12 protein-coding genes and 3 rRNA genes are annotated in these 21339 nt (G+C 68.6%); 5 read left to right on the top strand and 10 right to left on the bottom strand.

The features are described 5' to 3' along the window. Positions 1–107: 107 nt before the first annotated feature. The 4 genes from ACFEMC_RS23200 to ACFEMC_RS23185 all read right to left on the bottom strand — a co-directional run bounded on the left by ACFEMC_RS23200 (position 108) and on the right by ACFEMC_RS23185 (position 5090). The gene (locus tag ACFEMC_RS23200; protein ID WP_380172329.1) at positions 108–1250 is read right to left on the bottom strand and encodes a PucR family transcriptional regulator; all 1143 of its coding nucleotides are present in this window, start codon (positions 1248–1250) and stop codon (positions 108–110) included. Positions 1251–1273: 23 nt separating this feature from the next. Beyond that, positions 1274–2206, bottom strand: a complete 933-nt coding sequence (locus ACFEMC_RS23195; protein ID WP_380172327.1) for a DUF808 domain-containing protein — start codon at positions 2204–2206, stop codon at positions 1274–1276. A gap of 76 nt (positions 2207–2282) precedes the next feature. Continuing rightward, positions 2283–3527, bottom strand: coding sequence for an alkaline phosphatase (locus ACFEMC_RS23190; RefSeq protein WP_380172325.1), 1245 nt, complete (start codon positions 3525–3527; stop codon positions 2283–2285). Between the two features lie 90 nt (positions 3528–3617). Next, positions 3618–5090, bottom strand: a complete 1473-nt coding sequence (locus tag ACFEMC_RS23185) for a helix-turn-helix domain-containing protein (RefSeq protein ID WP_380172323.1) — start codon at positions 5088–5090, stop codon at positions 3618–3620. Positions 5091–5252: 162 nt separating this feature from the next. Here ACFEMC_RS23185 and ACFEMC_RS23180 point away from each other — a divergent pair, with 162 nt between their 5' ends. Genes ACFEMC_RS23180 through ACFEMC_RS23170 form a run of 3 tightly spaced genes read left to right on the top strand, consistent with a single transcriptional unit; the run spans position 5253 to position 8112 of the window. Further along, a complete protein-coding gene (locus tag ACFEMC_RS23180; protein WP_380176916.1) occupies positions 5253–6278 on the top strand; it encodes an amidohydrolase family protein in 1026 nt (341 codons plus the stop codon). Further along, positions 6278–7081 carry an iron-sulfur cluster assembly protein gene (locus tag ACFEMC_RS23175; protein WP_380172321.1) on the top strand — a complete coding sequence of 268 codons (804 nt, stop codon included), beginning with the start codon at positions 6278–6280 and terminating at the stop codon, positions 7079–7081. Before ACFEMC_RS23180 ends, ACFEMC_RS23175 begins: the two co-directional genes overlap by 1 nt. 5 nt (positions 7082–7086) lie before the next feature. Further along, positions 7087–8112, top strand: a complete 1026-nt coding sequence (locus ACFEMC_RS23170) for an NAD(P)-dependent alcohol dehydrogenase (RefSeq protein ID WP_380176914.1) — start codon at positions 7087–7089, stop codon at positions 8110–8112. A gap of 92 nt (positions 8113–8204) precedes the next feature. Here the strand turns inward: ACFEMC_RS23170 and ACFEMC_RS23165 are convergent, their stop codons facing one another. The 3 genes from ACFEMC_RS23165 to ACFEMC_RS23155 all read right to left on the bottom strand — a co-directional run bounded on the left by ACFEMC_RS23165 (position 8205) and on the right by ACFEMC_RS23155 (position 11078). After that, complete coding sequence (locus ACFEMC_RS23165) at positions 8205–9647, bottom strand: M81 family metallopeptidase (RefSeq protein ID WP_380172319.1); 1443 nt, start codon at positions 9645–9647, stop codon at positions 8205–8207. Positions 9648–9717: 70 nt separating this feature from the next. After that, on the bottom strand, positions 9718–10737 hold the full coding sequence (locus tag ACFEMC_RS23160; RefSeq protein WP_380172317.1) for an ADP-ribosylglycohydrolase family protein: 1020 nt from the start codon (positions 10735–10737) through the stop codon (positions 9718–9720). Between the two features lie 74 nt (positions 10738–10811). Next, positions 10812–11078 carry a hypothetical protein gene (locus ACFEMC_RS23155; RefSeq protein WP_380172315.1) on the bottom strand — a complete coding sequence of 89 codons (267 nt, stop codon included), beginning with the start codon at positions 11076–11078 and terminating at the stop codon, positions 10812–10814. Between the two features lie 178 nt (positions 11079–11256). Between ACFEMC_RS23155 and ACFEMC_RS23150 the strand changes: the two genes are divergently transcribed. Beyond that, on the top strand, positions 11257–12309 hold the full coding sequence (locus ACFEMC_RS23150; RefSeq protein ID WP_380172313.1) for an LLM class flavin-dependent oxidoreductase: 1053 nt from the start codon (positions 11257–11259) through the stop codon (positions 12307–12309). Between the two features lie 147 nt (positions 12310–12456). On the opposite strand, the gene rrf is transcribed toward ACFEMC_RS23150, so the two are convergent. From rrf to ACFEMC_RS23135, 3 genes are all read right to left on the bottom strand, one after another. Continuing rightward, positions 12457–12573 (bottom strand): 5S ribosomal RNA (gene rrf / locus ACFEMC_RS23145). A 199-nt stretch (positions 12574–12772) separates the two neighbouring features. Continuing rightward, positions 12773–15938, bottom strand: a 23S ribosomal RNA gene (locus ACFEMC_RS23140). A 590-nt stretch (positions 15939–16528) separates the two neighbouring features. Then, positions 16529–18049 (bottom strand): 16S ribosomal RNA (locus ACFEMC_RS23135). The 16S, 23S and 5S rRNA genes sit together here, the layout of an rRNA operon. A 612-nt stretch (positions 18050–18661) precedes the next feature. Here ACFEMC_RS23135 and ACFEMC_RS23130 point away from each other — a divergent pair. Further along, on the top strand, positions 18662–21304 hold the full coding sequence (locus ACFEMC_RS23130) for a glucosidase (protein ID WP_380176912.1): 2643 nt from the start codon (positions 18662–18664) through the stop codon (positions 21302–21304). Positions 21305–21339: the final 35 nt, after the last annotated feature.

Genomic DNA, 21339 nt, shown 5'->3' with positions numbered 1-21339 from the left:
GGGTGTCGGGATCCGCCCGGCGGTCGGGCGGTGCCCACCAGTCTCGGCAGGCACGCGCGGCGGTTCATCCGCCCGCGCGAGGACGTTGGGCGCCGTCGTTGCTCACCTCAGAGGAACGGGGCGAGCCCGGACACCCGCACGTCACGCGCGAGCAACACGAGCTGGACGGCGGACCGGTCGCGGCCGTCGGACAGGTCGAGACCGGTGCGCGCCTCGACCTGCTCGAGGCGGTAGCGCAACGTCGTGCGGTGGACGACGAGCTCGGCCGCCGTGGCCGTGGTGTCCCCGGCGTGGCGGAGGTACGCGGCGACGGTCGCACCGGCCGTGCCCGCGCGGTCGGTCTCCAGCAGTTCCTCGAACCTCGCCAGGGCCGGGGTCCGGACGGACCCGGTGGACGCCCGCAGGAAGGCGGCGAGCGGGCCCAGGTCACCCCACCGCGTCACCCCGCCGGAGGACAGGTGGTGCCCCGCGAAGGCCGCGAGCGCCGCCTGCACGAAGAGTTCCCGCAGGTCCTCGACCTCGCCGACGTCGCTGAGCCCCACCGTTCCCGGGACCTCGGGGAACTCCGGGGCGGGACCGGAACGGCGGACTGCGGCGACGAGGACGGCGAACTCCTCGACGGCGACGATCCGGTGGTCCACGACGTGGTCGGCGCGGGCCGCGCGGTGGGCCAGCTCCTCCAGCGGGCTCCGGCCGCCCGCGCCGGGGTGCGCGACGGCCACGACGTGGCGGCGGCCGGCGTCGACGAACCGCTCGGCCCGCAGCAGGTCCAGGACGTGGTCGGGATCGACCCCGCGCACGAGCTGGACGAGCAGGGCGTCGACGAGGGGTTCGTCCAGTCCCCCCGCACGGCCCCTCTCGGCGAGGACGCGTCCCAGCCGCACGCAGGCGTCGCGGACCAGGTCACCGTCCAGCGGCCGGCCGTCGTCCATGAGCCACAGGGCCCCGAGGTGCACTCCGTTGCAGCGCACGGGGTAGCACAAGCGCGGGCGCAGCCCGAGCGCCTCGTTGCCGGGAACGTGGACGGGCCCCTCGGCGCCGGCCAGGTCGAGGCGGCGGAACCACTCGACGGCCTCGGCACTCGCACCGCGGGCCAGGACCACGCTCACGCGGTAGGGGTCCTCGTCCCCGAAGTGCCGGGAACCCGCGAGCAGGGCGAGGTCGGGATCGTCGAGCATGACGGAGCGGCCGAGCGTCTCGGCCAGGTGGTCGACGATGCGGTGGACGTCGTCGAGCAGCGCTTTCCTCACGCGGGACATGGTGCCGCGCGGCGTCAGTGCCCGGGACGTGACGGGGTGCGACGGCTCCGGACGAGCGTCACGACGAGGACGACGACCGCGCCCACGACGAGCCCGACGACCGCGCTGCACAGCGTGTTGACGAGCCAGCCGAGGACCCCGCCGATGCCGGCGACGCCGTGGACGGCCTCCTCCAGGTGGTGCACGACGGCGTACAGGCCGTGGAAGCCGAGCTCGTCGGTGCCCACGAGCAGGATGTGACCGCCGACCCAGAGCATCGCGGCCGTGCCGACGACGGTGAGGAACGTCAGCAGCTTCGGCATCGCGTTGACGAGACCGCGGCCGAACCGCGCGACACCGGCCGAGGGCCTCTCGGCGAGCGTGAGCCCGACGTCGTCCATCTTCACGATGAGCCCGACGGCCCCGTAGACCAGCACCGTGATCGCGACGCCGACGACGACGAGGATGACCAGCCGGGACCAGAACGGCTGGTCGGCCACCTCGTTGAGGGAGATCACCATGATCTCCGCGGACAGGATGAGGTCGGTGCGGATCGCGCCGGAGACGATGGTCCCCTCGTCCTTGGGGCCGTCCTCGTGGCCGTGGCCGTGCCCGGACACCTTGGCCCACACCTTCTCGGCCCCCTCGAACGCGAGGTAGGCGCCACCGAGCATGAGGATCGGGGTGAGGAGGAAGTCCGCGAACTGACTGAGCAGCAGGATCACCGGCAGGATGATCAGCAGCTTGTTCCGCAGCGAGCCGAGCGCGATGCGGCGGATGATCGGCAGCTCGCGTTCCGGGGTCAGCCCGCGGACGTACTGCGGGGTGACGGCGGCGTCGTCGACGACGACGCCGGCGGCCTTCGCGCTGGCGCGGGCCGCGGCCGCCCCGATGTCGTCCATCGAGGAGGCCGCCGCCCGCGCGATGAGCGCGACGTCGTCGAGCAGGGCCACGAGTCCACCGGCCACGGCGAGTTCCTCCCAGGGTGCGTCGGGTGCGCTCCCAGGGTGTCACGGGGTCCGCGGAACGCCCGTGGAGCCGCGGTCAGTGCAGGGCGGCGAGGATCGCGTCGTGCACGTCGGTGTTGTGCTGCACCCGGCCGAGCGCGGACGAGCCGGGTCCCGTCGCGGTCAACGGCGTCGCCGCCCCGGTGTGCTGCGTCGTGGTCCAGTCGACGGTGAACTGCAGCTCCGACCCGGCGACGGTGAAGGGGCCGTCCTCGCGGGAGTCGGCCTCGCCGCTCTCGTCGTCGGGGTCGACGTTCTCGATCGTCAGGCCGCCCGTCTCGTGGTCGCCCTCGACGACGACGAGGGTGTCCGGGTGGGCCTTGACGAAGTCGAGGACGAGCGCGACGGTCGCGTCGAACGCGGCCCCCGCGGCGATCGTGAGGTGGGCGTTGTTGTGGTGGGTCATCTCGTCGATGCCCTCCTCCTCGATGAGCAGGAAGAACCCGTCCTCGTCGGCCGACAGCGTGTCGAGGGCCTTGGCCGCCATGTCCCGCAGCGGGACCACCGGCTGGTAGATGGCCCCCTCCCCCTCGTTGCGGTGCTCGAACATCTCCTCGTTGGCGAACAGCCCCAGCAGCTTCGGGGAGGTCGCGGCGGCCAGCTCCGCGCCGTTCGAGGCGTACTCGTACCCGAGTTCCTGCGCGCGGGCGACGAGGTTGCCCGCCGTGCCGGAGCTCTCCTCCGTCGGGTCCGTCCACGGGTGGTCCGGCCACGCACCGGGCTCCCCGGGCGGCAGCCAGCGGTCCTCCCCACCACCGAGGACGACGTCGGGCTTCGTCTCCTCCAGGTACTGCCGCGCGATCTCGCTCTGGTCGTCGCGGTCGAGGACGTGCGAGGCGAACGCGGCGGGCGTCGCGTCGGTCACCTGCGACGTCGTGACGAGACCGGTGGACTTGCCGAGGTCGCGCGCCCGTTCCAGCAGGCTCGGCACGGGCTTCCCCGCGGCGTCGACGCCGACCGCGCCGTTGTACGTGCGGACGCCGGTGGCGTAGGCCGTGGCAGCGGCGGCCGAGTCGGTCACGGTCTCCGTGGGGTCGGCGGGATCGGTGTGGACCCAGCCGCTCACCTCGAGGCGGTCCATCGCCAGCTCACGGTTCTGGCCCACGGTGGCGAGCCGGATGAGCTCGCGGTGCGCGATCCCCATCCCGTCGCCCTGCAGGACGATGACGTTCTTCGCGCGGTCGGGCGTGGGGACCTCGCCCGGGGAGTCGCCGGGCGGGGCGGCGCAGGACGTGAGGGTGAGGGCGGCGGCCAGGGCCAGGGTCGTCCTGCGGGTCTTCACGGTGGTTCCTCCTCGCGACGGTGCGACGGACCGGGCACACCATGCCACTCAGGAGTCACACAGGGAACCCCTGGCAACCACTCGGAGGCTCTACCGGGGGATCCGCAGGTCGTACTGCGCCACCTTGCGGTAGACCGTCGCCCGGCTCATGCCGAGTTCGGCGGCCGCCTGCTTCACGGTCATCCCGGGTGTCGTGAGGACCCGGACGATCTCGTCCCGTTCCACCGACTCGATGCGCGAGAGGCGGTGGCCGGACCCGCTGAACACCTCTGACGGGAGGTGCCGCCTGTCGATCGTGTCCGCCTGCAGCGCAGCCCGTCGCACGACGCGGTGCAGCTGGTCCACGTTGCCCGGCCACGGGCACGTCTCCAGCGCGCGCGCGGCCGCGGGCGTGATGACGAGGTCGCGGCCGCGGGTCTGCCGCACGACGTGGTGGGCCAGCGGCAGCACGTCGCCCGGGCGGTCGCGCAGCGGCGGCACGGGCACGACGGCGTCGACGAGCCCGGCCAGGGGCGAGGGCACCTCGGCGAGGTCCTCGGCGGTGAGCACGACGGGCAGCCCGGGACGCGCGGCGCGGGCCGCGACGACGAGGGCGCGCAGTTCCTCGGCGGCCCGGGCCGGCAGGGAGTCCACCTCCCCCACGACGACGGACGTGTCCGCCTTGCCGAGCTCGGGCGCCCACAGCGCGAGCCAGGCGTCGAGGTCCTGCGGCGCGGGCGGGCTCGCGGACAGGATGCGGTCGCGGGGTCGGGCGCGCCGCACGGCCTGGGCGAGCAGCGTGGCCCGGCCGGTCCCGCGCTCGCCCACCGCCACGACGACGTGACCCGCGCGCACCGCGTCCTCGGCCCGCTGCACGGCCTCCCGCCACACCGCGGACAACGTCTGGACGGTGCCGCTGCCCGGTTCCAGCGTCCCGGGCTGGACGTGGAACACCTCGCCCCGCGGCGCCGGGCGCGGTGAGCGTCCCCGCGAGCGGGCCAGCATGAGCGCGGACGTCGCCCCGGCCGCGGACTGCGCGAGGGCCAGGAGCAGCTTGCCGGGCTGCTCGGCCCACGTCGTGATGTTGACGCTGCCCTCGAGCCGTCCAGAGACGGGGTCGAGCACGGGGACTGCCGCGCACGTGTAGCCGGCCAGGCTCGTCGAGTAGTGCTCCTGGGCGCGCACGACGGCCGGCATCCGGTCGGCGAGGGCCAGACCGAGGCCGCTCGTGCCCGCCTCCCGCTCGGAGAAGGCGAACCCCGGGGCGAGGAAGACGGCGTCGAGGCTGCGCAGCAGCGACGTGTCCCCCGACAACCGATTCAGTACGAGACCGTCGGCGTCGGTGAGCATCAGGCTCAGCGGTTCGTCGACGAGCGTGCGGTGCAGGTCAGTGAGCACCTCCCGTCCGCACTCGAAGAACAGCGACTCCTGCTCCCACGTCCCGGAGAAGACGGGTTCGACGGCCTCGGTCTGCACGCCGTACTCGCTGCTGCGCCGCCAGGACGCGGCGACGCGGTCCGCGACCGGGACCCCGGCGCGCAGGGGGTGCCGGCCGGGTCGTCGTTCCGGAGCTCCCTCGCCCACGGTGCCTCCCCTCCCTCGGGTGCGACCACGGTACGTCCGCGGCCCGCACCGGCACAGCCCTGCGCGTCTCAAAGTGAGACACGCGGGAGACCCGTGCGCCCTCCCTCCTGCCTACGGTGGGCGCAACGCACCGCCCCGTCACCGGAGATGGAGAGCAGCAGCATGTACACCAAGGACGGCGAGAAGTACTTCATCCTCGACGCGCACATCGCCCTGTGGGACGCGCGGCCGGAGAACCAGCGCAACGTCCACGGCAAGCAGTTCATCGACTGCTTCTACGACTACCACCGCAACCTCAGCCCCGCCTCCGAGCTGTGGCCCTACGAGGAGTACCTCTACCAGGGCGGCGAACGGCTCATGAAGGACCTGTTCGAGGACGGGTACGTCGACCACGCGATCTTCCAGCCGGCCCGGCTCGGCGAGTTCTACGTCAACGGGTTCGGGCAGACGCAGGAAGCGTTCGCGCTCGCCTCGGCGAACCCGGACAAGCTCACCTACAACCACTGGTTCGACCCGCGCGACGGCGAGCGGGGTCTCGACCGGCTGCGCCAGGACGCCGAGGAGATGCACCTCAAGGGCGTCAAGCTCTACACCGCGGACTGGCACGGGGACTCCCGCGGCTACAAGCTCAGCGACCCCTGGACCTACCGGTACCTCGAGGTGTGCCGCGAGGTCGGCATCAAGAACATCCACGTCCACAAGGGCCCCACGATCCGGCCGCTGGACCGCGACGCGTTCGACGTGGCCGACGTGGACCACGTCGCGACCGACTTCACCGACCTGAACTTCGTCGTGGAGCACTGCGGGCTGCCGCGCCTGGAGGACTTCTGCTGGATCGCCACCCAGGAACCCAACGTCTACGCCGGCCTCGCGGTCGCGCTGCCGTTCATCCACACCCGTCCGCGGTACTTCGCGCAGATCATCGGCGAACTCCTCTACTGGCTCGACGAGAACCGGATCTTCTTCTCCAGCGACTACGCCCTGTGGACGCCGAAGTGGCTCGTCGAGACGTTCGTTGACTTCCAGATCCCCGAGGACATGAGCGAGTACGCCCCGCTGACGACGGACCAGAAGAAGAAGATCCTCGGGCTGAACGCCGCGGCGATCTACGACGTCCCCGTGCCGGAGGAGCTGCAGGTGGCGAACCCGCCGCAGCACGCCGAGCCGCAGGCCGTGGCGGTGGCCTGATGACCGCCGTCCTCCCCGAAGCCCGTGGCGACCTACGGGGGCAGGCGTTCCAAGCCCTGTCCGTCGTCCTCGACCCCGAACTCGACGAACCCATCACCGACCTGGGGTTCGTCCGTTCCCTCGCGGTGGACGGTGACGTGGTCGTCGTCCACCTGCGCCTGCCCACGTCGTTCTGCTCACCGAACTTCGCCTACCTCATGGCCTCGGACGCCAAGGACGCGCTGACCGACCTGCCGTGGACGCGGACCGTCGTCGTGGAACTCGACGACCACCACGACTCCGACCTCATCAACGCCGGTCTCGCCGCCGACGCGGGGTACCGCGGGACGTTCCGACACGAGGCAGAGCACGACCTCGACGACCTGCGCCTGACGTTCCGCCGCAAGGCGCACACCGCGGCGATGGAACGGGCGCTGACGACGCTGCTGCGCGCGGACACCGACCTGCGCGAGGAGGACCTCGGCGACGTCGTGCTGGCCGAGCTCCGCGACGAACGGACGACGGACGCGCTCCTGCGCCGACGGGCGGCGCTCGGGCTGGGCACCGAACCCTCGGACCCCGTCCTCGTCGACGACCACGGGACGCCGTACCCGCGCGACGAGGTCCCGCTGCGGCTGCGCCGCGCCCGGTCGACGCGCATCTCCATCGACGGGAACGCCCACTTCTGCCGCGGTCTGCTCGCCACCCGCTACCCGGGGGCGGAGGACGACCAGACGTTCCGTTCCGAGGGTTTCGAACCCGCCGACCTGCGCGGCGGACACCCCCTCCTGCCCCTCGTCGTCACCACCAGGGAGACCGCGTGAGCACCATGCGATCCGTCCGCGTCACCGGATACCACCAGAAGCTGGAGATGCACGACGTCCCCGTCCCGGAGGTCACCGGGCCGTTCGACGTGGTAGTGAAGATCGGCGGCGCCGGGGTGTGCCGCACCGACCTGCACATCCTCGAGGGGCAGTGGGCCGAGAAGTCCGGCGTCACGCTGCCGTACACGATCGGCCACGAGAACGCCGGGTGGGTCACCGCCGTCGGGTCGGCGGTCACCAACGTCGCCGAGGGCGACAAGGTGATCCTGCACCCGAACATCACGTGCGGCTTGTGCCGGGCGTGCCGGTCCGGCGACGACGTGCACTGCGCGAACAAGGTGTTCCCCGGCATCGACTGCGACGGCGGGTACGCCGAGTTCCTCAAGACGTCGGCGCGCAGCGTCGTGAAGATCGACGACGCCCTCGAACCTTCCGACGTCGCCGCCCTCGCCGACGCGGGCCTCACCGCGTACCACGCGGCGGCCAAGGCGGCCCGGCGCCTGCGACCCGTCGACCGGGTCGTCGTGATCGGCGCCGGCGGTCTCGGGCACATCGGCATCCAGGTCCTCGCGGCCTTGACGGCCGCGGAGATCGTCGTCGTCGACCGCAACCCGGACGCGGTCGCGCTGGCCGAGTCGATCGGCGCGCACCACGGTGTCGTCGCCGACGGTTCCCACGTCGAGCAGGTGCTCGACCTCACCGGCGGGCACGGCGCGGAGGTCGTCGTCGACTTCGTCGGCGAGGGCGGTTCCACGGCGCAAGGGCTGAAGATGCTGCGCGAGGCCGGCGACTACCACGTCGTCGGGTACGGCGAGAACATCGACGTCCCGACGATCGACATCATCTCCACCGAGATCAACATCATCGGGAACCTCGTAGGCTCCTACAACGACCTCACCGAACTCATGGCGCTCGCCGCCCGCGGCCTCGTGACGCTGCACACGGTGAAGTACGCGCTCGACGACTTCCAGACGGCGGTCGACGACCTCGACGGCGGGCGCGTCCGGGGCCGGGCGATCCTCGTCCCCTGATCCTCTGGCCACCCTCCGGGGCGGGCTCGTTGACGCAACCGGCTCACCCTACGAGCCGGTTGCGTCGACGAGCCCTCCCGCCGGGGGCCCGGTCAGGGGATGAGGACGGGCGTCAGGTCGGGGGCCGGCGGGTCGGGATCGAAGGGGAACACCGGGCAGCCGAGGTTCCGGTGCCCCAGCCGCAGCGGGTCCTGGTCGACGCCGCCGGGGGTCAGGGCGAGACGCCAGTCGGCGGCCAGGGCGAACAGGTCGGGTTCCAGGTAGCCGATCTTGACGACCACGACGTCGGCGGCCCGCAGGTCCAGGTCCAGGGCCTGGAACTCCGCCTCGCGGTGCAGCGGTGCCCGGCGTTGGGTGACGACGACGGACACGGGCCCCGACCGGACGACGGCGCGGACGCCGACCGAGTGGTCGACCGCGGTCACGGTCCCGCGGAACGCGACGGGGGGCGCGGTGGTGTCGACGTGGCCGCCGAGGTCGAGCACCACCTCCGCGCCCACCCCCGCGTCCGCGCACGCGCCGGCGGCGACGGGGTCGGCGACGTTCGACAGCACCACGTCGAGGCCGCGGGCGGCGAGCCGGTCGTCGGCGAGGAGCGCGTGCAGGGTGACCGTCGAGTCGCCGGCTCCACCCGCGGTGGGGTTGTCCCCGGAGTCGCTGAGGAGGAACGGCCGGGCCGCGGAGTCGACGGCGACGTCGAGCACCTCCTCGAAGGTGCCCGCGGGCGCCGCGAGCTCGAAGGCGCCGCGCGCGTCCCAGTAGCTGCGCGCCAGGCGTTCCGCCTCCGTCCTCAGGACCTCCGGGTCGTCACCGGTCACGACGACGGCGGCGCGGCAGCGGGGCTCGTCGGCCCACACGTACCCCACCCACACCGCCGCGTCGAGCACACCGTCGAGCGCCTCGACCTCCGGGACCCGCGCGTAGATGCTGCGGGCCGGTTCGTCGCGGGTGCTGGTGCGTTCCCCCGGGAGCAGCACGGGCACCTGCACCCACGCCTTGAGCGGTCGGCCGCCGTCGCGCAGTCTGAGCACGAGGTTGCGGGCGGCGCGCTCCCGCGACTCCCACTCGTCCTCGTGCGGGGCCATGCGGTAGCAGGTGACGAGGTCGACCGCCTCGACCAGCTCGCGGGAGACGTTGCCGTGCAGGTCCATCGACGCGGAGACGACCGTGCTGCCCCCGACGCGGTCCCGGACCCGGCGCGCCAGCGCACCCTCGACGTCCTCGCGACCCACGACCGACAGGGCTCCGTGGAGGTCGAGGAACACTCCGTCGAGCGTTCCGTCCAGGCCGGCGAGGAGTTCGGACTCCAGGGCGTCGTAGGCCTCGGGCAGCGCGGGTCCGCCGGGCGTGGCGTAGGCGTGCACGACGGGGATCCACTCGACGTCCGCCGCCCAGTCCCGACGCCACCAGTCGTAGCGGCCGAGGAGGTCGCCCCCACGGACGACGCGGAACTCCTCCAGCGTCGTCCGGTGCGGGCAGAACGTGCTCGCCTCGAGGGCGATGCCGCCGACCGCGATGCGCAACCCCTGCGCCACGTCCGCCTCCCGGGTCCTGGGGTTGGTCCCGGACAGTCCAGCACGCGACGCGTGACCGAGCGGGGGTGGGTCACTCGAGCCCGTAGCGAGCGCTCCAGTCGCCGTCCGGCGTCCCGTCGCTCCCCAGCCCGTCGACGGCAGCGAGGTCACGGGCCAGCCGGTCGACGACGTACGCCAGGTCGATCCGCGCCAGCACCGACTGCGGCAGGGCGTCCGCGCCGAGGGCCGCGCCGAGGACGGCTCCCGTCACCGCTGCCACACCGTCGGGGCGAGCCGCCGAGCGGGCCAGGTCGAGCGCGGCGTCGACGGAACCGGGATGGCTCAGCACGCAGTACGTCCCACCCCACAGCGCGGCGGCGGCGCTGGCGTCGGGGGCGCCGCCGCGCAGGACGACGCTGGACGCGGGCGCCTCACGGGCGGCCCGGACAGCGTCGTCGACGAGGGCGACGGCGGAGAAGTCCACGCCGAGCAGCACGGCGTCGCGCAGCCCGGCGGCGACGGCCTCGACGGGATCGCCGCTCCGCACCGCAGCCGCGGCGAGGAGGACCGCCACCGCGGTGGGGGCGAAGGCACGCGGCCCGTGCGTCAGGGCGACGGAGTCGACCGCGGCGGTGACGGCGCGCTGAGGATCCGCTTCGACGTGGGCCGCGAGCGGCAAAGCCCGGGCCAGGGCGTGCCAGCCGTCGGCCGTCGTCACCGGATCCCGGCGGGTGCCGACACCCCCGGCGACGAGCGCCCGGACGGTGTCCCGGGGATCGCCGGCTGCTCGACTGAACAGCGGCACCTCGTCGAGCCACGCTGCGCGGGGAGCAGGCGGCCGGCCGCTCTGCCGGACCTGGGCCCACCGGCGGTAGGCCTCGAGCAGGTCTGCCCGAGAGTCGGCCGGGCGGCCCTGCCCGGCGAGCAGCGCGGTCCGGATGCCCGCCGCGGCGGTGAAGCAGGCGAGCTCGGTGGCGACACCGTGCTGCAGGACGCCGGTGACGGGCGCACCGGCGGCCACGGCCTCCCCGACGGCCAGTCCGTGCAGGAGGCCCCGGACGCGACGGACACGCAGAGGACTGCGCGCAGGACTCGGGACACCGGTGCTCACCCTCCAGTCGTCGGCCGCCCCGTGGCCGCGGACGAGCGGGGGTCGCTGGAACCACCCGGATGGCGTCGTCACCGTCACCGAGGACGGAGGAGGTAGCCCTCCGCGCCGTCGTACTCCCCGGCCGCGGCTGCGACCTGCTCGGCGACACGTGCGAGACCCGCCTCCGCCTCGGCGGCAGCCTGCGCCAGCGTGTCGAAGAGAGCCCTGGCCGCCGTGCTCGCCCTGCCCACCGTCCACTCGTCGACGGCTTCGGCAGCTGCCTGCAGAGCGGGGGTCGCCGACGTGACCCGGCAGGCGTCCGCACGGACGACCTCGGCCAACGACGTCAGGTCCTCCGTCACGACTCCGTAGCGCACGCCGATCCTCCCGTTCCCCGGAGTCGACGGTAGGGGGTGCCCAGGTCCAGCGCCGTCAGCCGTCCACAGGCGAGGCGGCTCAGGACACGGCGTTGCGCGTCGATGACAACTGGTAGTACCTTCAACTGTTGGTATTTGAAGCTGCTAGCACTTGGTGGACGGCATGGGACGGGCAGACGGACGGCGGCTCGAGCTGGGCTTCCTCACCTTCGTCGCGGACGGAAGCTCCGGGAACGCGGGTCAGGCCCTGCGCGACGGTCTCGACCTCGTCCGCCACGCCGAGGACCTCGGGTACGACTCGGCCTGGGTGCGGGTGCGTCACCACGAGCCGTACCTGTCCTCGCCCATGACCTTCTTCGCCGCCGCCTCGCAGGTGACGCGGCGCATCTCCCTGGGGACCGGCGTCATCCCCATGCGCTACGAGGACCCCCTGCGACTGGCGGAGGACGCGGCGACCGTGGACCTCCTGTCCGGTGGCCGGCTCGAGCTGGGCCTCAGCAACGGCATCGCGCCCCTCGCGGCCACGCTGGACGTCGTGCACGGGACCTCGACCCGCGGTTTCGCCGGTGAGGCCCAGCACCGCATCGACGTCCTGCGGCGGGCCATCGCTGGGGAACCGATCGCACAGGCTGCCGCGCAGTACATGGGCATCCCCGCCGGCGGCGACCTCACCGTGACACCGCACGCTCCCGGCCTCGTCGACCGGCTCTGGTACGGGGCGGGCAGTGAGGCCACCGCCGTGCGCACCGGGCGGCAGGGTTTCGACCTGCAGGTCTCGACCCTCAACACCGAGGAGACCGGCGAACCCTTCGACGTCGTCCAGGCGCGTCAGATCCGCAGCTACCGCAAGGCGTTCGCCGATGCGGGGCACGCGGGGCGACGGCCTGCGCGGACGTCGGCCGGCCGGATCGTGCTGCCCTTCCTGTCCCCCCAGGACGCCGAGGACCACCGCACGTTCCTCGAGGGCTACTCGTCGGGCATGACGTCCGACGGCCGCCCCACGGGAGATTCTCCCTTCCCCGTCCGGTACAGCTCTGCCCTCAGCGGGGACCCCGACGCCATCGTCGAGACGATGCTGCAGGACGAGGTCCTCGAGGAGACGGACGGACTCGTCATCGTCCTGCCGGCGGAGGGGTCCCGGGAGGCCCACCGGCGGGTGCTGTCCGCCGTGGCCGAGCACGTGGCACCCCATCTCGGGTGGACTCCCGCAGGCTGACCCGTGGCGAACCCAGGACGGCACGAGGGGAGCGAGCTCCAACCGGAGGCGCTCCCCTTCGTCCTGGGCCGCAACGCAGAAGAGGGGAGCAGCACCGCATCAGCGGTGCCACTCCCCTCAACCACGTTCTCACTGCAAAGAGTGAGTGGCCGGCGGTGACCTACTCTCCCACCCAGTCTCCCGAGCAGTACCATCGGCGCTGGTGGGCTTAGCTTCCGGGTTCGGAATGAGACCGGGCGTTTCCCCACCGCTATGACCACCGGACCACAAAGGCCAGGATCCAACACTGAAACTTCAGTCACCTGAAGCTTCGGGTTCTCTCCCGAGAACCACACAATGGACGCGAAACACTGCAGCAGTGTCATCGTTGATCAGTAGATCTTGTTCGTTCATGCTCGTGCACCCGCCACACACTCACCAACACCACCCCATGACTCGCATGCTTGGTGGTAGCTGGTGCGTAGTAGACAAGTGATCGGCCTATTAGTACCGGTCAGCTCCACAACTCGCTAGTCGTTGCTTCCACACCCGGCCTATCAACCCCGTCATCTCCAGGGAGCCTCCCACCCCACAAGGGGCACGGAAACCTCATCTCGAAGCAGGCTTCCCGCTTAGATGCCTTCAGCGGTTATCCCTTCCGAACGTAGCCAACCAGCCATGCCCTTGGCAGAACAACTGGCACACCAGAGGTTCGTCCGTCCCGGTCCTCTCGTACTAGGGACAGCCCTTCTCAAGTTTCCAACGCGCGCAGCGGATAGGGACCGAACTGTCTCACGACGTTCTAAACCCAGCTCGCGTACCGCTTTAATGGGCGAACAGCCCAACCCTTGGGACCTACTCCAGCCCCAGGATGCGACGAGCCGACATCGAGGTGCCAAACCATGCCGTCGATATGGACTCTTGGGCAAGATCAGCCTGTTATCCCCGGGGTACCTTTTATCCGTTGAGCGACCGCGATTCCACACTCCACGGCCGGATCACTAGTCCCGACTTTCGTCCCTGCTCGACCTGTCGGTCTCACAGTCAAGCTCCCTTGTGCACTTACACTCAACACCTGATTGCCAACCAGGCTGAGGGAACCTTTGGGCGCCTCCGTTACTCTTTAGGAGGCAACCGCCCCAGTTAAACTACCCACCAGGCACTGTCCCTGATCCGGATCACGGACCGAAGTTAGACATCCAGAACGACCAGAGTGGTATTTCAACGACGACTCCACCAACACTAGCGTGCCAGCTTCACAGTCTCCCACCTATCCTACACAAGCCGTCCCGAACACCAATACCAAGCTATAGTGAAGGTCCCGGGGTCTTTCCGTCCTGCTGCGCGTAACGAGCATCTTTACTCGTAGTGCAATTTCGCCGAGTTCGCGGTTGAGACAGCAGGGAAGTCGTTACGCCATTCGTGCAGGTCGGAACTTACCCGACAAGGAATTTCGCTACCTTAGGATGGTTATAGTTACCACCGCCGTTTACTGGCGCTTAAGTTCTCAGCGTCCCCACTTACGTGGGTAACCGGTCCCCTTAACGTTCCAGCACCGGGCAGGCGTCAGTCCGTATACATCGTCTTGCGACTTCGCACGGACCTGTGTTTTTAGTAAACAGTCGCTTCCCCCTGGTCTCTGCGGCCCTCAAACGCTAGCCCGCAAGGAGCTTCACGCCTCAGGCCCCCCTTCTCCCGAAGTTACGGGGGCATTTTGCCGAGTTCCTTAACCACGATTCACTCGCACGCCTCGGTATTCTCTACCTGACCACCTGAGTCGGTTTAGGGTACGGGCGGCTCGAACCTCGCGCCGAGGCTTTTCTAGGCAGCATGGGATCACCCTACTTCCCCCCAACGGGGTCACCATCAGGTCTCAGGCTCAGCATCAAAGCAAGTGCTGCGGATTTGCCAACAGCACGCCCTACACCCTTGGACGTGGACAACCATCGCCACGCGGAAGCTACCCTCCTGCGTCACCCCTGTTAACACGCTTGACTACTACCGGATCGGGTCGCACGCTCCACCAACACCCACCCGAAGGTGATGTGCGGCTTTGGGTGCTCAGCATCCCCGGCCTCGCCATGGACGGTTCTACACCGGTACGGGAATATCAACCCGTTGTCCATCGACTACGCCTGTCGGCCTCGCCTTAGGTCCCGACTTACCCAGGGCGGATGAACCTGGCCCTGGAACCCTTGGTCAATCGGCGGACGGGGTTCTCACCCGTCATTCGCTACTCATGCCTGCATTCTCACTCGCGTGCAGTCCACCGCACCATCACCAGGCGGCTTCACCCCACACACGACGCTCCCCTACCCATCCACACACCTGCAAGACGAGGCTAGACACGACCTGACGGCCGGCTACCTGCCCTGGGGTTGACATGTGAATGCCACAGCTTCGGCGGTGTACTTGAGCCCCGCTACATTGTCGGCGCGGAATCACTTGACCAGTGAGCTATTACGCACTCTTTCAAGGGTGGCTGCTTCTAAGCCAACCTCCTGGTTGTCTGCGCAACTCCACATCCTTTCCCACTTAGCACACGCTTAGGGGCCTTAGCTGATGATCTGGGCTGTTTCCCTCTCGACTACGAAGCTTATCCCCCGCAGTCTCACTGCCACGCTCTCACTTACCGGCATTCGGAGTTTGGCTGACGTCAGTAACCCGGTGGGGCCCATCGGCCATCCAGTAGCTCTACCTCCAGCAAGAAACACGCGACGCTGCACCTAAATGCATTTCGGGGAGAACCAGCTATCACGGAGTTTGATTGGCCTTTCACCCCTACCCACAGCTCATCCCCCAGGTTTTCAACCCTGGTGGGTTCGGTCCTCCACGCGGTCTTACCCACGCTTCAACCTGGCCATGGGTAGATCACTCCGCTTCGGGTCTAGAGCACGCGACTGATACGCCCTGTTCGGACTCGCTTTCGCTACGGCTACCCCCCACGGGTTAACCTCGCCACGCACCACTAACTCGCAGGCTCATTCTTCAAAAGGCACGCCGTCACCAGGCACAAGACCCAGCTCCGACGGATTGTAGGCACACGGTTTCAGGTACTATTTCACTCCCCTCCCGGGGTGCTTTTCACCATTCCCTCACGGTACTTGTCCGCTATCGGTCATCAGGAAGTATTTAGGCTTACCAGGTGGTCCTGGCAGATTCACACGAGATTCCACGAGCCCCGTGCTACTCGGGACATGCTCCCAAGGAGGCCGCAATGTTTCACCTACGGGGGTCTCACCCACTACGCCGGACCATCCCAGGCCCTTCGGCTACACCACGACTTTCTCACTCCCCGACCGAGTGGTAGCCCAGTCCAGAACACTCCCACAACCCCCACACCGCAACCCCTACCAGGTATCACACGATGCAGGTTTAGCCTCATCCGCTTTCGCTCGCCACTACTCACGGAATCACATGTTGTTTTCTCTTCCTGTGGGTACTGAGATGTTTCACTTCCCCACGTTCCCTCCACACACCCTATACATTCAGGTGCGGGTGACCGCCCATGACGACGGCCGGGTTCCCCCATTCGGACACCCTCGGATCAACGTTCGGTTGCCAACTCCCCGAGGCTTAACGCAGGCTCCCACGTCCTTCATCGGCTCCTGATGCCAAGGCATCCACCATGCGCCCTTACACACTTGCCCACCACACACCACCCACCACCACACACCCCGAAAGGCCGCGATAGCTTCAGTGTCAGTGCACAACGCGTGCAACAAACATAAACGAACCACAAAGACCACCACCACGCCAGCATCTCCAGAACACGAAGTCCCACAGACACCAACGAGAATGGTGATTAGAGGATCTACTCGACGAACACCACTACAAAGATGTTCGCGTCCACTGTGCAGTTCTCAACAGACAACCCGACACCCCACCCACAACAACCCACACCAGACCAGACTGTCCCGAAGAACACTCAGCGGTATGTGAATCAGGCAAGGCCCAGACCTAGAGGCTCGACCACCACACCAGTCGCTCACGCAACCAGCAAGGCCGGTTCCTCAGGACCCAACAGTGCGCCAGACACCCACCCTCACCCACCACTCCGTTCCACCCAAGACCAGGTCCTGAGGTACTGAGAGGAGTGCGTGACTCCTGATGCCATGTTGATGTTCCACCCTCGAGCACCAGCCGCCGAACATACGCCGGCAGAAACTGGTCCATCCACACCCCGCCAGCTGCAGACGAAGCTGCAGGCGGTTGAACGGGTGTGGTTGATGCTCCTTAGAAAGGAGGTGATCCAGCCGCACCTTCCGGTACGGCTACCTTGTTACGACTTCGTCCCAATCGCCAGTCCCACCTTCGACAGCTCCCCCCCTGACGGGTTGGGCCACCGGCTTCGGGTGTTACCGACTTTCATGACGTGACGGGCGGTGTGTACAAGGCCCGGGAACGTATTCACCGCAGCGTTGCTGATCTGCGATTACTAGCGACTCCGACTTCACGGGGTCGAGTTGCAGACCCCGATCCGAACTGAGACCAGCTTTTTGGGATTCGCTCCACCTCACGGTATCGCAGCCCTCTGTACTGGCCATTGTAGCATGCGTGAAGCCCAAGACATAAGGGGCATGATGATTTGACGTCATCCCCACCTTCCTCCGAGTTGACCCCGGCAGTCTCCCATGAGTCCCCACCACTACGTGCTGGCAACATGGAACGAGGGTTGCGCTCGTTGCGGGACTTAACCCAACATCTCACGACACGAGCTGACGACAACCATGCACCACCTGTACGCGACCAACTAAATGACACCCCATCTCTGGGATTCCACCGCGCATGTCAAGCCTTGGTAAGGTTCTTCGCGTTGCATCGAATTAATCCGCATGCTCCGCCGCTTGTGCGGGCCCCCGTCAATTCCTTTGAGTTTTAGCCTTGCGGCCGTACTCCCCAGGCGGGGCGCTTAATGCGTTAGCTGCGGCACGGAATCCGTGGAATGGACCCCACACCTAGCGCCCAACGTTTACGGCATGGACTACCAGGGTATCTAATCCTGTTCGCTCCCCATGCTTTCGCTCCTCAGCGTCAGTAACTGCCCAGAGACCCGCCTTCGCCACCGGTGTTCCTCCTGATATCTGCGCATTTCACCGCTACACCAGGAATTCCAGTCTCCCCTACAGCACTCAAGTGTGCCCGTACCCACTGCAAGCTCAGAGTTGAGCCCTGAGTTTTCACAGCAGACGCGACACACCGCCTACGAGCTCTTTACGCCCAATAATTCCGGACAACGCTTGCACCCTACGTATTACCGCGGCTGCTGGCACGTAGTTAGCCGGTGCTTCTTCTGCTCCTACCGTCACTTGCGCTTCTTCGGAGCTGAAAGAGGTTTACAACCCGAAGGCCGTCATCCCTCACGCGGCGTCGCTGCATCAGGCTTTCGCCCATTGTGCAATATTCCCCACTGCTGCCTCCCGTAGGAGTCTGGGCCGTGTCTCAGTCCCAGTGTGGCCGGTCGCCCTCTCAGGCCGGCTACCCGTCGTCGCCTTGGTAGGCCATCACCCCACCAACAAGCTGATAGGCCGCGAGCCCATCCCCAGCCGAAAAACTTTCCACCCACACTCGATGCCGAGGCAGGTCGTATCCGGTATTAGCCACCGTTTCCAGTGGTTGTCCCAGAGCCAGGGGCAGGTTGCTCACGTGTTACTCACCCGTTCGCCACTGATCACCCCCCGAAGGAGGATCACCGTTCGACTTGCATGTGTTAAGCACGCCGCCAGCGTTCGTCCTGAGCCAGGATCAAACTCTCCGTCGAAAAACCTTCCACCACCCTCGACTCCGAAGAACCGAACAGCGGCGTAGATCATTTCACTTCATAGTTGACCCTTGGACTCATCACCCTGATCCGAGCTGGCAAGCCAGACCAGGGGTAGATCCCAAAGGAATCCCCCACCACCAGACACACAGGCCCAGCGGTGATTGGGGGTTGATACATATGGCATCAACATATTTCTAGCGCACTGTTGAGTTCTCAAGAACCGGACGCACCCACCCCGACAAACCCACCATCAGGAGGGCCAGCGGAAGAGGGGCAACTTTCCCACCTTAACCGACAACCAGGCCAAACCTCAACCTAGCCCCGCTCAAGGACCTTCCGGCGCCACCAGGCCTCGTGCGAACCCCTCGGGCTGTGACCCTCGGCGTCCGCCCCGTTGCTCGCGGCGACATGAAGAACATTAGACGGCCAGGCGGCGACGAGGCAAATCGCCTCCGTCCGAACGGGGTGACCTGCTGCGCCGCAACGGATCTCCCCTGATACGTCCGTCACCACGCGAGCCGGGGCTGCTCTTGGGAGACTGGGGCGGTGACAGAGGCCACCAACCCCACCGAGCCGGCACCCGAGCACCGCAGCGCCGAGCACGCCCGGATGGCGGAATCGCCCGGCGCCGACGGGCCGTGGCGGCTGTGGGGCCCCTACGTGTCCGGCCGCCAGTGGGGGACGGTGCGTGAGGACTACACGCCTGGAGGCGACGCCTGGTCCGCCTTCCCCTTCGACCAGGCCCGCGCTCGCGCCTACCGCTGGGGTGAGGACGGCCTGGGGGCCGTCTGCGACCGGTTCGGCTTCCTCAACCTCGGCGTCGCGCTGTGGAACCGCAAGGATCCGTTCCTCAAGGAGCGCCTGTTCGGGCTCACCAACGGCGAGGGCAACCACGGTGAGGACGCCAAGGAGTACTGGTGGGCCCTGGACGGCACGCCCAGCCACTCCTGGATGAAGTGGCTCTACCGCTATCCGCAGGCGGAGTTCCCCTACGAGCAGCTGCGCACCGAGAACGCCCGGCGCGGGCGGGAGGAGCGTGAGTACGAGCTCGGGGACACCGGCGTCCTGGACGACAACCGCTTCTTCGACGTGGAGGTCACCTACGCCAAGGCCGGACCGGACGACCTCTGCATGGTCGTGACCGCGACGAACCACGGCCCGGACCCCGCGCCCCTTGACCTGGTCCCGCAGGTGTGGTTCCGCAACACGTGGGCGTGGGGCTGGGACCGTCGTCGCGGCACCATGACGCAGCTCGTACCGCCCACGCTGGCGGTGGGTGGGCTGGAGTCCGTCGAGTGCGAGCACGGGCACCTCGGCCGGTACCACGTCAGCGCCGAAGGTTCGCCCGAGGTGCTGTTCTGTGAGAACGAGTCCAACCTCGTCGAGCTGTTCGGGGCCGCGTCCAACCCGACCGCCTTCACCAAGGACGGTGTGGACCGCCGCATCGTCCACGGCGACACGACGGCGGTGAACCCGCGGCGGGAGGGCACCAAGGCCGCGTTCTGGTACTCCTTCGACGCCGTGGCGCCCGGGGAGACCGTCGAGGTGCGGCTGCGGCTGTCCCCCCAGGCGCCCGGCAAGGGCACCTTCGGCCCCGGCTACGACGCCGTGCTGCGCGACCGCCGCGAGGAGGCCGACGAGTTCTACGACGCGGTGATCCACCGGGACCTCGGGGAGTCCGACCGGCACCTCGCGCGTCGCGCCTACGCCGGTCTGCTGTGGACCAAGCAGCTCTACCGCTACGACGTGCGGCAGTGGCTCGGTGGGGACCCCGAGACCGAACCGGCGCCGGAGTCGCGCCAGGCCCGGGGGGCGCGCAACGTCACCTGGAGCCACCTGTCGCTGGCTGACGTCATCTCCATGCCCGACGAGTGGGAGTACCCCTGGTTCGCCGCCTGGGACCTCGCCTTCCACGCCATCCCCTTGGCGCACGTGGACCCCGAGTTCGCCAAGGAGCAGCTCGTCCTCATGTGCCGTGAGTGGTCGATGCACCCCAACGGGCAGCTCCCGGCGTACGAGTGGGCGTTCGGCGACGTCAACCCGCCCGTGCACGCGTGGGCCGCCTGGCACGTCTACCGGCTCGACGGCTACCGGGACCAGGGCTTCCTGGTCCGGGTGTTCACCAAGCTGCTGCTCAACTTCTCGTGGTGGGTCAACCGCAAGGACTCCAGCGGGTCGAACCTCTTCGAGGGCGGCTTCCTCGGGATGGACAACATCGGCCTGTTCGACCGCTCCGCCGAGCTGCCCCCGGGCTACCGGCTGGAGCAGTCCGACGCGACGAGCTGGATGGCGTTCTACTGCCAGCAGATGTTCAAGATCGCGCTCGAGCTGTCCCGGCACGACCCCGCCTGGGAGGACGCCGCGACGAAGTTCCTCGAGCACTTCCTGTCGATCGCGCAGGCGATGAACTCGTTCGGGTCCCACGACGCGGCGCTGTGGGACGAGGAGGACGGCTTCTACTACGACGTCCTCCTGCGCCCCGACGGGTCGTCGGAGCCCATGCGGGTGCCGTCGATGGTCGGTCTGCTCCCGATCCTGGGGTCCACCGACGTCCCGTCCTGGATCGCGGAGGAGACCCCGGACCTGACGGCCAGGCTGCGGTGGCTGCAGAAGCGGCGCCCCGACCTGACCCTCCCCCTGCTGACGCGGTCCACGCCCGAGGGGCGGCGGATGCTGCTCTCGCTCGTGGACCGGCCCCGGCTGGTGCGCATCCTCGAGCGCATGTTCGACCACGACCAGTTCTTGTCCGCCTACGGCATTCGCTCGCTGTCGGCGGCGGTGAAGGAGGAGGTCTGGACGTCGGTCGAGGGCCAGAGCTCCTCGGTGGTCTACGAGCCGGGTGAGTCCCGGACCGGGATGTTCGGCGGCAACTCCAACTGGCGCGGGCCGATCTGGTTCCCCGTCAACGTCCTGCTGGCCGACAAGCTCCGGACCCTCGGGCGCTTCTTCGGCGACGACCTCACCATCGAGGTGCCGAAGGGGTCGGGTCGCCGCATCAACCTGGTGCAGGCCGCAGACCTCATCGACGACAGCCTCGTCAACCTCTTCCGACCGGTGGACGGGCGCCGGCCCGCGGACGGGCAGCGCATCGAGGCCAGCGACGACCCGCTGTGGCGCGACCACATCACCTTCAACGAGTACTTCGACGGCGACACCGGCGAGGGCCTGGGCGCCACGCACCAGACGGGCTGGACCGCCCTCGTCGCGCACCTGCTGCACCCGCGGCTGCCCCCGAGCCCGCCCGGACGGTGACGGTGCGAGGGCGGCGGGGCCGGTCCGGGGACGCC

This window comes from Kineococcus sp. DHX-1 (assembly GCF_042473625.1).
GTDB lineage: Bacteria > Actinomycetota > Actinomycetes > Actinomycetales > Kineococcaceae > Kineococcus.
Note: the sequence above shows the minus strand (reverse complement) of the source record. Positions and strands in the feature narration are given on the sequence as shown.

Coding starts and splice junctions, on each gene's coding strand:
- ACFEMC_RS23150 (WP_380172313.1), top strand. CDS start 11,257: ATGGGACGGGCAGACGGACGGCGGCTCGAGCTGGGCTTCCTCACCTTC.
- ACFEMC_RS23130 (WP_380176912.1), top strand. CDS start 18,662: ATGGCGGAATCGCCCGGCGCCGACGGGCCGTGGCGGCTGTGGGGCCCC.
- ACFEMC_RS23170 (WP_380176914.1), top strand. CDS start 7,087: ATGCGATCCGTCCGCGTCACCGGATACCACCAGAAGCTGGAGATGCAC.
- ACFEMC_RS23180 (WP_380176916.1), top strand. CDS start 5,253: ATGTACACCAAGGACGGCGAGAAGTACTTCATCCTCGACGCGCACATC.
- ACFEMC_RS23175 (WP_380172321.1), top strand. CDS start 6,278: ATGACCGCCGTCCTCCCCGAAGCCCGTGGCGACCTACGGGGGCAGGCG.